Below are 13,651 nucleotides of genomic sequence, written 5' to 3' on the forward strand. Positions count from 1 at the left end.
GGGCGCCGGGACCATGCACCCGGCCAGTGCTCAGCCGCCGAAGTGGAATGTTGCCACGTCGCCGAAGTGACTCACCAGACCCGGGAGAACGCCGAACGCCACGGTGGCGATCGCAGTGATCGCCAGCGCGGCGGCCAGTGCTCCGGTCATCGGGATCCGCCCCGGGGTGAAGCGCACCATCGTGGCCTGACGAGTCTCGGTGGCCAACCATGCATCGCCGTGCTCGTCCTGCTCGGCCGTCGCATCGGCGACGTCGAGCTCGTCGCCGTCGTCGCCCCCAGAATCGACGCCCAACGCCACCGTCTCGGGCACCGGCTGGAACCACATCTGCACCAGCACCCGGGCGTAGTAGCCGAAGGCGATCACCGCGTTGACGGCCACGATGACGGCGAGCACCCAACCGGCGGGCGTACCCGCACCGGCGAGGGCCCAGAAGACAACGAACTTGGCGAACCAACCGCTCGCCGGCGGTATGCCGGCCAGGGCCGCCAGGAACAGCGTCATCAGCACTGCCATGCCCGGCGCGTAGCTGAACAGCCCGCCATAGCTCGAGATCTCGCCTGAGCGGGTCCGCCGCGACACTGCCAGCACCACGCTGAACGCGCCCAAGTTCATGAAGGCATAGATGACGGCATACACGACAATCGCGAAGTAGGGCGTCGTGATGATGTCGGTGCCCGGCAATTGCCAGGCGTCGTCTTCGAACGCCACGGCGAAGGGCGCCAGCATGAAGCCGCCCTGCGCCACGCCCGAGTAGGCCAGCATCCGCACGATGTTCGTCTGGCGCAGCGCGATCAGGTTGCCGACGGTCATCGTCACCGCGGCCAGCACCCAGAAGAACGGCTGCACCACATCGGCAGCCCCCTCGAAGGCCACAAACACGAGTCCCAGCAGCGCCACAAAGCCCGCTGCCTTCGACGCCACCGACAGGAACGCCGTCACCGGCGTCGGGGCACCCTCGTAGGTGTCGGGCGCCCAGGTGTGGAACGGCACCGCCGACACCTTGAAGGCAAAGCCGATCAGCACGAACAGGATCGCCACGATGACGATCGGGCTTGCGCCCTCGCCCGTCAGCGCGGCAGCAATGGTGCCGAAATCGGTGTCGCCGGCCACGCCGAACACCAGCGACATGCCGTACAGCATCACCGCCGAGGCAAAGACCCCCATCAGGTAGTACTTCAAGCCGGCCTCGTTGGACCGCGGCCCGCCCTTGCGCCAAGCAGCCAGCATGTACGCCGGGATCGACAGCAGCTCCAGCGCCACGAACACGCTCACCAGGTCTCGCGAGCTGGCCATCATCACCATGCCCAGCAGCGACGTCAGCAGCAGCGTGTAGTACTCGTTCTCGTAGTAGTCGCCCTCGCGCACATAGTCGACCGACATGAGCACGACCACGTAGCCGACCAAGATGAACAGCGCCTTGAGCACCAGCGAGAAGTCGTCGACTACGTAGGCCCCGCCGAACATGGGTCGCTCAGCGCCGTCCACCGCCAGCGTCAGGATCGGCACGAGCGTGACCAGCAGACCGATGCCGGCGAGCGTCGGCATCATCCGCTTGGCCTTGTCGTCGAGCGCGATGTCGGCGACGGTCACCAGCGTGCCGACCGCGAGCAGGGTCAATTCGGGCGCGAGCGCGTGCCAGTCAAGATCCGGCCGCACAAACGCGAGCATCGAACCAAGGTTCATCGTCGGCACCGCCTCACGACTGCCTCGACCGTCGTCTCACACCGGCGAACCCAGCCACGCTTCACCCGGTCTCCCATTCGCAGTCCTCGACCACTGTCCCCACTGCCTCGCCGATGTCGCAGGCAATGTCGACGGAAACACCGTCGACCATGCCGAAGATCAGCCCGGGGACCCAGCCGAAGAGCACCATCGCGATGATGAGCGGCGTCCATGCGGCCCACTCGTAGCGGTTCACATCGGCGATTGTGTGGCCTTCCCATTCGGGCTTGGGCTCGCCGAACGCGCTGCGCTGGAACAGCCACAGCAGGTAGCCGGCAGCGAACACCGTGCCCACGGCGGCGATCACCATGTAGGTGCGGAACAGCCCCTCAGAGAGGCCCGCACCGGGGGCGTAGGCGGACAGGATCGCCGGGAACTCACCCCAGAAGCCCGCCAGGCCCGGCAGACCGAGCGATGCCATGGCGGAGATGGCCAGAATCCAGCCCATCCGTGGGGCCGATTTCAGCAGGCCGCCCAGCCGGCTGATCTCGAGCGTGTGGTAGCGCTCCTTCACCGAACCGGCCAAGAAGAACAGCATCCCGGTGATGATCCCGTGGGCCACCATGCCGAACACTGCGGCATTGATGCCGATCGGGGTGAGCGTGGCAATGCCCAGCATCACGAAGCCCATGTGCGCCACCGAGCTGAACGCGATGAGGCGCTTCATGTCGGTCTGCGCCAGGCAGCCCAAGGCGCCGTAGATGATGCCGATCACCGCCAGCAGGCCGATCCAGGGCGCCCACGCCGCGGCGCCTTCGGGCAGGAACGGCAGGGCGATCCGCACGAAGCCGTAGGTGCCGAGCTTCAGCAGGATGGCCGCCAGGATCACCGAGCCCACAGTGGGCGCCTCGGTATGCGCGTCGGGCAGCCACGTGTGGAAGGGGAACATCGGCACCTTGATGCCGAAACCCATGAACAGGCCCGCGAAGATGATTGCTTGGGTGCCCCGGGCCAGGTCGCCGCCGGCGGCATCCGCGAGCGCCTGCATGTCGAACGTGTTCAACGCCGTCCCGGCTTTGTTCGTGGCCACGAAGTACAACGCCACGAAGCTCACGATCATCAGCGCCGAGCCGAACAGCGTGAACAGGAAGAACTTCAGCGAGGCGTAGCGACGGTTCTCGCCGCCCCACACGCCGATCATGAAGTACATCGGCAGCAGCACGACCTCGAAGAAGACGAAGAACAAGATGAGGTCCTGCGCCACGAAGGTGCCGTTCATGCCCGATGCCAGGATCAGCATCAGGATCAGGAAGGCCTTGGCGTTGCCCGGCTCGGGGATGTGCTCCCACGAGTAGATCACGCACAGCGGGATGATCACCATCGACAGGATCAGCAGCGGCAGCGACAGCCCGTCGAGCCCCAGGATGTAGTCGGCGTTGATCGCGTCGATCCAGCCCTTGTGCACGCCGAACTGCAGCTCGCCCGCCCTGCCGTAGTCGAAGGCGAACAGCAAGTACACGCCGACCGCCAGCGACGCCAGCGAGGCACCCAGCGCAATCGTCTTCAGCTCGAGTTCGCGAGCGCGCGGCACCGCCATCATCACGAGCGCGCCGACGGCTGGCAGGAACACCGCGAGCGTCAGCGCCCAAGCTTCGAATCCAGTTGCGTCCACTAGGAAGCTCCCTCTCGGTTACGACTCTGTCTGTTTGCCTGCGTCATCTCACTGCTCACAGCACGATCACGAAGACGATGGCGACCACGGCCGCTGTGCCGAACAGCAGCGAGCCGTAGTTCTGGACCTTGCCGGTCTGCATCACCCGCAGACCCTGACCGCCCGCATCGGCACCGCTGCCGAGCGCGTTGACGGTGTTGTCGATGGTGCCCTGGTCGATCCAGCGGTACACCCAGCGGCCGCTGTCGCGTGCCCCCTCGCCGGCACGGTTGACCACCAGGTCGATCACGTTGTCGTTGAACCAGTTCGCGGCCCGGGCGATAGGCCTCTTGATCGAGCCGATCACGATGTCGGTGTAGAGGTGGTCGAGGTAGTACTTCTGCTCGAGGAAGGTGTACCCCGCCTTGGCGTAGCGGTTCCGCTCGGTGAGCCCGTGCGGCCCCGCGTTGCGCCAGAAGTACATGAACGTGATGGCGATGCCGGTCAGCGCCAGCCCGAGGCCCACGAGTGCCAGCCAGAACGACGGGTCGGGGTGCGACAGCCCGACCGCATTCAGGTAGTGGGTGGGCTCGGCGTAGGTCTGCACCAGATGCGCGAAGCCTTCGAGACCGAACACCCTCATCACCGGCGTCGGCAGGTTGAACACACCGGCCACCACTGCCATGACCGCCAGGATCCACAACGGCACAGTCATCACCTTGGGCGACTCGTGCGGGTGGCCATGGCCCCGGTACTCGCCCCAGAACGTGTACCAGATCACCCGGGTCATGTAGGCGGCGGTGAGCAGCGCCACCACGCAGCCGAAGATCAGCATCAGCGGGTACCAGCTCTCTTGCCCCGCTAAGGCCCCGAGCAGGATCTCGTCTTTCGACCAGAAGCCCGCGAACGGGAACACGCCCGCCAGCGCCAGCGTCGCGATCACGAACGTCTTGTAGGTGTGCGGCATGTACTTGCGCAGGCCGCCCATCTCGCGCATGTCGAAGGTGTGGTGGGCGGCGTGGCTGACCGAGCCGGCCCCCAGGAACAGGCAGGCCTTGAAGAAGGCGTGCGTGAACAGGTGGAACATGGCGGCGGTCCAGGCGCCCACGCCCAGCGCCATCACCATGTAGCCGAGCTGGCTGACGGTGCTGTAGGCCAGCACCTTCTTGATGTCCCACTGGGCGAAGGCCAGCCCGGCGCCGATCAGCGCAGTGAAGCCGCCGATGAACGCCATCAGGTTGATCGACGAGGTGCCGATGGAGAATCCCTCGAAGAACACCGGGTACAGCCGGCCGATCATGAACACGCCCGCCACGACCATGGTCGCGGCATGAATCAGCGCGGAGACCGGGGTGGGCCCGGCCATGGCGTCGGGCAGCCACGTGTGCAGCGGGAACTGTCCCGACTTGGAGCACACCGCCGCCATCAGCGCGATCGACGCCATCAGCAGGGCGAAGTGCTCCGGGTGGGGGCCTGAGCCTTGGCTCGCTAAGCCGATCTCCGTGTTGATGTCGTGAATGCTGAACGTTTCGAACTCGCCGAACAGGATGATGACGCCGACCAGCAGGCCGATGTCGCCGACACGGTTCGTCAGGAAGGCCTTCACGGCCGCGTCGGTGTTGGGGCGTTCCTCCCACCAATGCCCGATCAGCACGAAGCTGCACACGCCCACCAGCTCCCAGCCCACGATCATCTGGACCAGGTTCTGGGCCATGACGAAGAAGAGCATCGAGGCGGTGAACAGGCTCAGGAAGGCGTAGTAATGGACGAATCGCCGGTCGCCCTTGACGTACTCGCTGGAATAGATGTGCACCAGCAACGAGATCGACGTCACCACGATCAGCAGCAGCACCGTCTGGCCGTCCACCAATGTGCCAATGGCAAAGCTGGCGCCTCCGCTCGACCACCAGCCTTCGATCTTGGGTTCGACTGGCTTGGTGGTGGCGTAGCCATGTCCGTCGCCGCCGTGGCCGTCGTCTTCGGCAGCGAGATGCAGCTCGCCGTCAAGCCCGCCGGCGCTTGAAGCGCTCAGCCCCTCGTTGACTGCGATCTGGGCGTGCTCGGTGTCGCCGGACTTGGACGCAGTGCTGTCTTCCACCCGGGTGATCCACGAGACCGCCGCGATCATCGAGAGCACCCACACGATGCCCACGGCGGTGATGCCCACCTTGTGGACCCGCTCGACGCCGATGACGCTGCGGCCGAACAGCAGGATGACGAGGAACGAGACCGCCGGGATCAGCGGGATGAGAAACGCGTTCTCCAGAATCCAGTCCATACGCGCGCGCTCAGCCCTTCATCAGGTCGAACTCGTCGACCGCGATCGACTTGCGGTTGCGATACAGCAGCAGCACGATGGCCAGGCCCACGCCGACCTCGGCCGCTGCGACCGCAATGATGAACAGGGCGAAGACCTGCCCCGACACCACGTCGTGCTGCAGCCCGAACGCCACCAGGTTGAGGTTGACGGCGTTCAGCATCAGCTCGATCGACATCAGCACCATCACGCCGTTGCGGCGCGCCAGCACGCCGTAGACGCCGACGGCAAACAGCAAGGCACCGAGCAGCAGGAACTGGTTCAGCAACATGAACTCAACCCCCGCCTCAGTCCCTGCGCGCCAGCACGACGGCGCCTATCAGTGCGGCCAGCAGAAGCACCGAGACGGCTTCGAACGGGATGATGTATTGGGAGAAGACCGAGTCGGACACGTCAGCCGTGCGGAACACCGTGTTGTCGGTGGCCAGCGAGTCGGTGCCGAAGCGGTCGATGAGGGCATACACGGTGATGCCGCCCAAGGCCAGCGCCGACAGTGCGGCAACCGGCCAAGTGGCCCCGGTCATCTGGGGTATTCGCCCGATCGGCGCCCGGGTCAGCATGATGCCGAACAGGAACAGCACCATCACGGCGCCGATGTAGACGAGCACCTGCGTGGTGGCAATGAATTCGGCGGTGAGGAGCACGTAGTTGGCTGCGAGACCGCCCAGCACAGCCACCAGGAACAGGGCTGCGTGCACGATGTTGCGCGTCGTCACCATCCCCAGCGCGGCCGCCACGGTGATGGCCGCGATGATGCCGAAGGCGATGTTCTGCGCAAGCATCGGGCGTCCTAGCTCCCCGCCTCGAGCTTGCGCGCGGGCGCGAAGTCATCAATGCCGAATTCGGGAACCTTGCGCACCTTCTGCTCCGAGCCGGGCTCGTAGTCGAGAAACTCCGGCACGGTCTCCATCCACTCGCTGAGGCGGATCCGGTCGTGCAGCAGATCTGCGATGTGCGGCTCGGAGTACTCGTATTCGGGCGACCAGAACAGCGCGTCGAACGGGCACACCTCCACGCAGATGCCGCAGTACATGCACAGCGCGTAGTCGATGTCGAACCGGTCGACCACGTTGACCGAGCGCACCGCACCGCCGGCCCGCCGGGGCGGGGCCTTCACCTTGTGTCCCTCGATGTAGATGCACCAGTCGGGGCACGAACGCGAGCACAGCATGCAGGCCGTGCAGTTCTCCTCGTGCAGGGCGATCACGCCCCGTGCCCGATCGGGCGGGGCTTCCTTCTCGTGCGGGTACTGCACGGTCACCGAGCCCTGCTGGGGAGCAGGGATGAGCGTGCGCATGCCCCGCTTGGGGAACAGCGTGCGCATCGCGGTGCGCGCCGTCACGCCAAGGCCTTTCAGCAGTCCGGGAAGTTGTGGCATCTACAGCACCACCTTGAAGATTCCGGTCACGACGATGTTCGCGAGCGAGAGCGGGATGAGGACCTTCCAGGCGAACTTCTGGAGCTGGTCTTCACGCAGGCGGGGGTAGGTGAAGCGGATCCAGAAGATGATGAAGGCCACCACCAGGATCTTCACGAGCATCACGACCGGGCCGAGCACGTTGAGCACCGGCGCGTTGAAGTCGAAGCCGGGGATCCACCAACCGCCCAGGAACATCACGGTGGCGAGCGCCGAGAAGGCGAACGCCGTGGCCACTTCGGCCATGAAGAACAGCAGGAAGCGGAAGCCCGTGTACTCCACATGGAAGCCGCCGACGAGTTCGGTCTCGGCCACGGGCATGTCGAACGGCGTCTGGGTCAGCTCGGCCTGGGCGGAGATCATGAAGATCAGAAAGCCGATGAACTGCGTCAGGATGAACGGGTTGCCGATGAGGCCGAAGCCGAAGATCTCGCCCTCGGCCTGGGCACGCACGATCTCCTGCAAATTGAGCGAGTCGGCCTGGATGACCACGCCCATGACGGCCAGGATCAGCGGCAACTCGTATGCGATGAGCTGGCCAGCCGCCCGCAGGCCGCCGAGCAAGGCGTACTTGTTGGCCGACGCCCAGCCCGCCATCAGCACGCCCAGCACCGACAGCGACGAGACCGCCATTGCGTAGAAGATCCCCGTGTCGAGGTTCTCCACCACCGCGTCGGGGCCGGTGGGCAGCACCACAAAGAGCAGGAACGACGACGCCAGCACCACCACCGGGGCGGCCCGGAAGACTCGCCGATCGGCGGCGGCGGGGTGGATGTCTTCCTTCTGCAGGAACTTGACCGCGTCGGCGATGAGCTGCAGCGTGCCGTAGGGGCCGACGTCTTGAGGGCCGAGCCGGCTCTGCATGAACGCCATCATCTTCAGCAGGAACAGGTAGCCGAGCAGCAGCGCGGCTGTCGGGATGACGATGAGCGCGACGCCCAGCTTGATGCTGGTCTCTGCCCAGTACGCCAAGCCGAGCGCGCCCGACACATCGATCGCCGTCAGGCCCGTCACCGGTCAATATCCCCGAGGATGAAGTAGAGCGATCCGAGGATGGTGATGATGTCGGGCACGTAGGTGCCACGCATCACCCACGGCACGACCGAGATGTTGCTGAAGCTGGGGGTGCGGATCTTCACCCGGAACGGCTCCAGCCCGCCCTTGGACACCACGTAGTAGCCCATCTCGCCGAGCGGGTTCTCGGTGGAGACATACGCCTCGCCGGCCGGCACCTTGATGATGCGCGGCACCTTCGCCATGATCGGCCCGGCGGGAATGCTGTCGAGCAGCTGATCGACGATCTTGGTGGCCTCGCGGGTCTCCTGCAGCCGCACCCAGTAGCGAGCGAACGAGTCGCCGTCGGGATGGGTCCACACCCGCCAGTCGACCTCGTCCCAGGCCAGGCCCGGGTTGGCGTCACGGCGCAGGTCCCAGTCGACGCCGCTGGCCCGCAGGTTGGCGCCAGACAGGCCGTAGCTGAGCGCCACGTCACCCGGGATGACGCCCACGCTGCGGCAGCGGGTCTGGAAGATCTCGTTGCCCATCAACAGGTCTTCCATCTCGTCGCAGAAGCCCCGCATCTTGGCCATCACGGCGTGGGTCTCGTCGATCCAGCCCCGTGGCAGGTCGTCCTTGAGTCCGCCGATGCGGTCGAAGTTGGGATGGAACCGGCCGCCGGTCACCGCCTCGATCTGGTTGAGCACCCGCTCGCGGTCGCGGAAGGCGAAGAACACCGGGGTGAGGGCACCTACCTGCACGCCCATGTCGCCCAGGAACAGCGACACGTTGGCGATCCGGCTGAGCTCGAACAGGATGGTGCGGATCCACTGGGCACGGGGCGGGGCCTCGATGCCCATGAGCTGCTCGGCGGCGAGGATGAACGGCACCTCGTTGGCGAAGCTGCCGAGCCAGTCGATGCGGTTGATCAGCGTGGTGCACTGCGGGAACGTGCGGACCTCGCAGAGCTTCTCGTAGCCGCGGTGCATGTAGCCCATCAGCGGCTCGGCGGAGATGACCTGCTCGCCGTCGAGCTGGCAGGCGATGCGCAGCGTGCCGTGCGTGGCGGGGTGCTGCGGGCCGATGTTGAGCGTCATGTCGCCGGTGTCGAGCTCGACGTTCACCCGGGCGTCGGCGGCCTGCGCCGCCACGTACGCCTGTTGCTCACGCAGGGCGGATGCCGTCGGCGGGGGACTCATGCGCCCGCTCCAGACGCGAGCTTGCGAGCGCCATCGGACACAGCCGGTGCCACGATGACGGGACTCACGCGCCCGCTCCAGACGCCTCGAACTCGGCCATCACCTCGGCCTCGAGCTGCGCTTCGAGCTCGGGCGGGATCTCCTCGATGTCGACCACGCCCGGCCACGGTTTGACGGCACGGGCCAGTAGCGGGAAGTCCTTGCGCAGCGGGTGGCCCTCGAATTCGGTGGGCAGGTAGATGTGCGCCAGATTGGGGTGCCCGTCGAAGACGATGCCGAACATCTCGTGGGCTTCGCGCTCGTGCCAATCGGCGCCGGCGAAGACATCGACGATCGACGGCACCGTGGCGGGGGTGCCGTCGGTGTCGGGCAGGTCGGCCTTGATGAGGACAGCGGCGTGCCGTGCCGGCGCATGGAGCTGGGCGAGCAACTGGAAGCGGGTCTCGCCGCCGCCCCGCCGAACGGTCTCGGCGGCCGTGGCGCTGGTTGCGTCGTCGTCCTCGCCGATGCCGGCGGCATCGAATTCGGTGTCCTCGTAGCGGCCTTCGGGTGCGTCCGACCAGTCGATGGCCGACAGGAAGCCGAAGTAGACGAAGCCGTGCTCACGCAGCGCCGCGAGCGCGGTCCGCCAGTGCTCGACTTCGATGCGCAGCCAGAGGTTCTGGCCGGTTTCGATGTGGGTCTCAATCACTGCGTCGCCCAGCAGCTCGGACAACTCGGCCGCGAGCGCTTCGCGGGCCTCGTCGCCCGGCGCTGCGTCGTCGCCAGATTGGGCGTCGTCGGTCTCGTCGGCCATCGTTCTGCCTACGCCGATCCCGCCGAGACAGCCGACGCTGGGTCTGATCGTCCCGGGGCCGCAGGAACCACGATCGGCTCGCCGCGCCAGCGTTCTTGCATGTCCTCACGCTGGATGCGCTCCTGCAGCAGCACGATGCCCTCCAGCAGGGCTTCGGGCCGCGGCGGGCAGCCCGGCACGTACACGTCGACAGGGATGACCTGATCGACGCCCTTGGTCACCGAGTAGCTGTCCCAGTAGGGACCGCCGCAATTGGCGCACGACCCCATGGAGATCACGTACTTGGGCTCGGGCATCTGCTCGTACAGACGGCGGATGACCGGTGCCATCTTGTCGGTGACGGTGCCCGAGATCACCACCAGATCGGCCTGGCGCGGGCTGGCCGGAAACGGGATCACGCCCAGCCGCATGACGTCATAGCGAGGCGAGCCGAACGCGGCGCCCATCTCGATGGCGCAGCATGCCAGACCCCACTGGTACACCCACAGCGAGCGGGCCCTGCCGAAGTTCAGCAGCCAGCTGAGCGGCTTGGGCAGTTTGACCTTGTCGACCAGTGCCATCGCGAGATTCCCTCAGCCCCTCACACCCAGCGCAGGACGCCCTTGCGCCATGCGTAGAACAGGCCCAGCACCAGGATGAAGATGAAGATCGCCATCTCGACCAGGCCGAACAGGGCGTAGACCTCGAGCCGCGTCGCCCAAGGGAAGATGAAGACGGCCTCCACGTCGAACAGGACGAAGAGGACCGCGAAGACGTAGTACCGGATTTGGCTCTGGGTCCAGTCGCTGCCGACCGGATCGACGCCGCTCTCGTACGCGATCAGCTTCTGCGGTGTCGGTCGTTGCGGGCGCAGAATGCGGGCGACGCCGAACATTGCGAAGGCCATCAAGACTGCCGCTGCGCCGAAGATTGCGACGGTCAGATAGCTCCGCAAGAGGTCGGACACGGACCGCAACGCTAGCGACTTCGCGCCACCCTGCGCCGAATCTGCGACGTTTCGCGGCGAACGTGCCCAAGCGGAATCGCGAGGGCTTGGGGCGTGCGATCAGACCTTCCTGCGGGGTATGTCCGCGTTCTTGAGAACCTCGCCGTGAGCATCGATGATTCCGGCCTTGGACCCAAGGGAGAGCGGGTTCGCGCCGAACAGATCGGCGCGGTTGATGGCCACCCACCGGTAGCCGTCGATCTTCTTCACACGCTTGAAGGCACCCTTGAGGTCGTCCACGCTGGCCGCGACGATGATGGAGCCCTTATCGAACACGAGATCGGCTGCGCCCGAAGCATCGGCAGTCGCGCCAACCGCTGCCGCCACAGATGCAGTCAGCGCGTCATGGTCGAGTCGGCTCATGTCATTCCTCCTCGGTGAGAATGGCCACGACAGTCTCAAGCGCGGCTTCGGCTTGAGGTCCCTCTGAGTGGACTCGCGCAGTGTCACCGGGTCCCGCTCCGAGCGCGAGCACGCTCATGATGCTCACCGCATTGGCGGTCTTCTGGCCGGCCTCGATCCTGACCTCCGCATCGAAAGCCTTCAGCTTCTCCACCATGACCGCGGCAGGCCGGGCGTGAAGGCCATGCGGATTGGTGATGACCACTTCGGCGAACAGCGGGTCCATCGAGATCTCCAACTCCTGGGGTCAATCGTCGTCCGACGGCGCAGCGCTCAACTGGTCGTAGACGAAGTCGGCATCACCCGTCTGCGCAAGCTGCTCGCATAACTCCTCGTCTTGCAGTATCTCGGCAAGCTGCGACAGGACGCGTACGTGATCGTCGCCTACCGCCGCAAGCCCGACCACCAGATAGGCGGTGCCTGGCCCCCAGTCGACGCCCTCGGGATACTGGGCCACCACGATCCCCGTCGATCGGATGAACTCCTTGCTCTCGTTGACCCCATGAGGCAGGGCAACGCCATTGCCCAAGTAGGTGGAGACAACCCGTTCGCGATTCTTCATCCCTTCGACGTAGGGGGGTGTTACCGAGCCACGATTCACGAGCAGACTGCCCGAGTATTCGATGGCTTCATCCATGGAATCCGCACTGCACCCGAGCACAACGTCCGCTCGGGTCAGCACAGACCCAAGCCCGTTGTCCACGCTGTCGTCCACGTCAGAGCTCAGATCTTTGACACGACCGGCTCACCGGCCTTCAACGTCGCGACCAGTTGTTTCACTGATGGGTCATTCATGAAGAGAACGAACGGCACGATGGCCGCCGTCGGGACTTTCTCCCGCGCCTGCTTCGCGAGACCTTGATGGACGACGATCACGTCGGCATCGTCAGCCAGCTGACCTACCGGTCGATGCACGACGGCGATGTCGAGCTTCGCCTTCTTGACCATCTTCTTCAGTTGATTTGCACCCATCAGGCTGCTGCCCATACCCGCTTCGCAGGCGAACACGATCAACTTCACGTCGCTGGCCGTCTTGGTGACTCGCTCCGTCATGTCTGACCTCCGGTCGGTCTTTCCGATGCTGGTGCCGCCCCTGCGCCACAGACCAATACGCAGGATGGCGGTGCCACGAAGAATATGAGCCACTGAGATTAGGAGGACCGGGGCGGTCAGCAATCCTGAGCCGCCCCGGCCTCCTCAGGCTGCGCTCATCTGGGGCTCGGCGCAACCTCCGTGGTGGCTCAGTTCAGCGGGACTCCCTCCATGGCGTCGTCGAGCGAGGTGTCGTCGTCGCTGTCGTCGATCTCCGGAACCGGGAAGAGTCTCAACAGGATCGAGCCGACAATGAATGCGGCTGCGGCCCCTGCTGCGATTCCTAGGAACACCCCTGCGACCGCACCGCCGCTTGACGGCAGGAAGGTGATGTAGGCGAAGATGCTGCCTGGCGACGGCGGCCCGGTAAGGCCTGCATCGAAGATGACGAACACAATGTCGGCCACGTCGGTGGTACCCAGCGGCGTGAGCACCCCATGGTTGATGGCGTTGTTCAGGAACAGCACCTTGCCGACTTCAATGGGCAGATCCATGAGCGGCAGCAGGCCGGCATCGCTGATGCCTTCGACCATATTGCCGAACGCCGTCGCGAGGCTCGACATGATCGGGCCGATGACCACGTAGCCGAGCATCGCCAGGATGACGCCCGCAATGCCTTGCGAGAAGTTATTGATGAGCATCTCGAAGCCGGCCGGACGCTTGTCCTCCAGGTACTTGTCGATCTCCCTCATCACCCAACCGGAGAGCGGGCCGATGACCATGGCGCCGAGGAACTGCGGCGGATCGCCGACAACACCCGACGACAGCTCGAAGGACGCACCGCCGATGACACCGAGCACGGCCACAGCGCCGAGCACACCGCCGCGGTGGCCGTGGAGCAGCTTGCCGCCGGTATAGGCGACGAGCATCGGCAGCAGATACTTGATCATCGGGCCGACGGTGTTCTCGGTTATCAATCCTCAATCCCAGTCAATGCTGGTCTTGGCCAGCCAGCCCGTCGGGATGAATAGAGCGGTGATCAACCCCCAAGCGATGAACGCACCGATATTCGGTATGACCATGCTCGATAGGAAGCCGCCGAAACGTTGGACACGTTGAAGCATGCGTAGAACCCCCTTGCTTCAGGCGATTGGATCATCCTTGCCCTTGGAAGCCATCCGGATCTACTGC

General features: G+C 65.4%; 16 protein-coding genes. All 16 read right to left on the reverse strand.

All coding sequences use genetic code 11. The features are described from left to right. Positions 1-30: 30 nt before the first annotated feature. The 16 genes from ACOGI8_RS16160 to ACOGI8_RS16235 all read right to left on the reverse strand — a co-directional run bounded on the left by ACOGI8_RS16160 (position 31) and on the right by ACOGI8_RS16235 (position 13,410). The gene (locus ACOGI8_RS16160; RefSeq protein ID WP_419854808.1) at positions 31-1,686 is read right to left on the reverse strand and encodes an NADH-quinone oxidoreductase subunit N; all 1,656 of its coding nucleotides are present in this window, start codon (positions 1,684-1,686) and stop codon (positions 31-33) included. Positions 1,687-1,747: 61 nt separating this feature from the next. Further along, positions 1,748-3,337, reverse strand: a complete 1,590-nt coding sequence (locus ACOGI8_RS16165; protein ID WP_419854809.1) for a complex I subunit 4 family protein — start codon at positions 3,335-3,337, stop codon at positions 1,748-1,750. Between the two features lie 55 nt (positions 3,338-3,392). After that, positions 3,393-5,594 carry an NADH-quinone oxidoreductase subunit L gene (gene nuoL, locus ACOGI8_RS16170; RefSeq protein WP_419854810.1) on the reverse strand — a complete coding sequence of 734 codons (2,202 nt, stop codon included), beginning with the start codon at positions 5,592-5,594 and terminating at the stop codon, positions 3,393-3,395. A gap of 10 nt (positions 5,595-5,604) precedes the next feature. After that, positions 5,605-5,904 (reverse strand): NADH-quinone oxidoreductase subunit NuoK, encoded by a 300-nt coding sequence (gene nuoK / locus ACOGI8_RS16175; RefSeq protein WP_419854811.1) that lies wholly within the window; start codon positions 5,902-5,904, stop codon positions 5,605-5,607. Positions 5,905-5,920: 16 nt separating this feature from the next. Beyond that, positions 5,921-6,415 carry an NADH-quinone oxidoreductase subunit J gene (locus ACOGI8_RS16180; protein ID WP_419854812.1) on the reverse strand — a complete coding sequence of 165 codons (495 nt, stop codon included), beginning with the start codon at positions 6,413-6,415 and terminating at the stop codon, positions 5,921-5,923. An 8-nt stretch (positions 6,416-6,423) separates the two neighbouring features. Beyond that, on the reverse strand, positions 6,424-7,011 hold the full coding sequence (locus tag ACOGI8_RS16185) for a 4Fe-4S binding protein (protein ID WP_419854813.1): 588 nt from the start codon (positions 7,009-7,011) through the stop codon (positions 6,424-6,426). Beyond that, positions 7,012-8,064, reverse strand: coding sequence for an NADH-quinone oxidoreductase subunit NuoH (nuoH, locus tag ACOGI8_RS16190; protein WP_419854814.1), 1,053 nt, complete (start codon positions 8,062-8,064; stop codon positions 7,012-7,014). It lies immediately after the preceding gene. Then, complete coding sequence (locus ACOGI8_RS16195) at positions 8,061-9,245, reverse strand: NADH-quinone oxidoreductase subunit D (protein WP_419854815.1); 1,185 nt, start codon at positions 9,243-9,245, stop codon at positions 8,061-8,063. The genes nuoH and ACOGI8_RS16195 overlap by 4 nt, the downstream gene beginning before the upstream one ends. A 64-nt stretch (positions 9,246-9,309) precedes the next feature. Beyond that, entirely contained in the window at positions 9,310-10,041 is a 732-nt protein-coding gene (locus ACOGI8_RS16200; RefSeq protein ID WP_419854816.1) for an NADH-quinone oxidoreductase subunit C, read from the reverse strand. Between the two features lie 8 nt (positions 10,042-10,049). After that, positions 10,050-10,601: an NADH-quinone oxidoreductase subunit B gene (locus tag ACOGI8_RS16205; RefSeq protein ID WP_419854817.1), complete on the reverse strand. Its 552-nt coding sequence runs from the start codon at positions 10,599-10,601 to the stop codon at positions 10,050-10,052. Positions 10,602-10,621: 20 nt separating this feature from the next. Further along, a complete protein-coding gene (locus ACOGI8_RS16210) occupies positions 10,622-10,987 on the reverse strand; it encodes an NADH-quinone oxidoreductase subunit A (RefSeq protein WP_419854818.1) in 366 nt (121 codons plus the stop codon). Between the two features lie 99 nt (positions 10,988-11,086). Beyond that, the gene (locus tag ACOGI8_RS16215) at positions 11,087-11,389 is read right to left on the reverse strand and encodes a hypothetical protein (RefSeq protein WP_419854819.1); all 303 of its coding nucleotides are present in this window, start codon (positions 11,387-11,389) and stop codon (positions 11,087-11,089) included. A 1-nt stretch (position 11,390) separates the two neighbouring features. Continuing rightward, on the reverse strand, positions 11,391-11,654 hold the full coding sequence (locus tag ACOGI8_RS16220; protein ID WP_419854820.1) for an HPr family phosphocarrier protein: 264 nt from the start codon (positions 11,652-11,654) through the stop codon (positions 11,391-11,393). Between the two features lie 21 nt (positions 11,655-11,675). Next, the gene (locus tag ACOGI8_RS16225; protein WP_419854821.1) at positions 11,676-12,143 is read right to left on the reverse strand and encodes a PTS sugar transporter subunit IIA; all 468 of its coding nucleotides are present in this window, start codon (positions 12,141-12,143) and stop codon (positions 11,676-11,678) included. Between the two features lie 8 nt (positions 12,144-12,151). Beyond that, complete coding sequence (locus ACOGI8_RS16230) at positions 12,152-12,574, reverse strand: hypothetical protein (protein WP_419854822.1); 423 nt, start codon at positions 12,572-12,574, stop codon at positions 12,152-12,154. 95 nt (positions 12,575-12,669) lie between these two features. Further along, entirely contained in the window at positions 12,670-13,410 is a 741-nt protein-coding gene (locus ACOGI8_RS16235) for a hypothetical protein (RefSeq protein ID WP_419854823.1), read from the reverse strand. Positions 13,411-13,651: the final 241 nt, after the last annotated feature.

This window comes from Candidatus Poriferisodalis sp., assembly GCF_965204195.1.
GTDB lineage: Bacteria > Actinomycetota > Acidimicrobiia > Acidimicrobiales > Poriferisodalaceae > Poriferisodalis.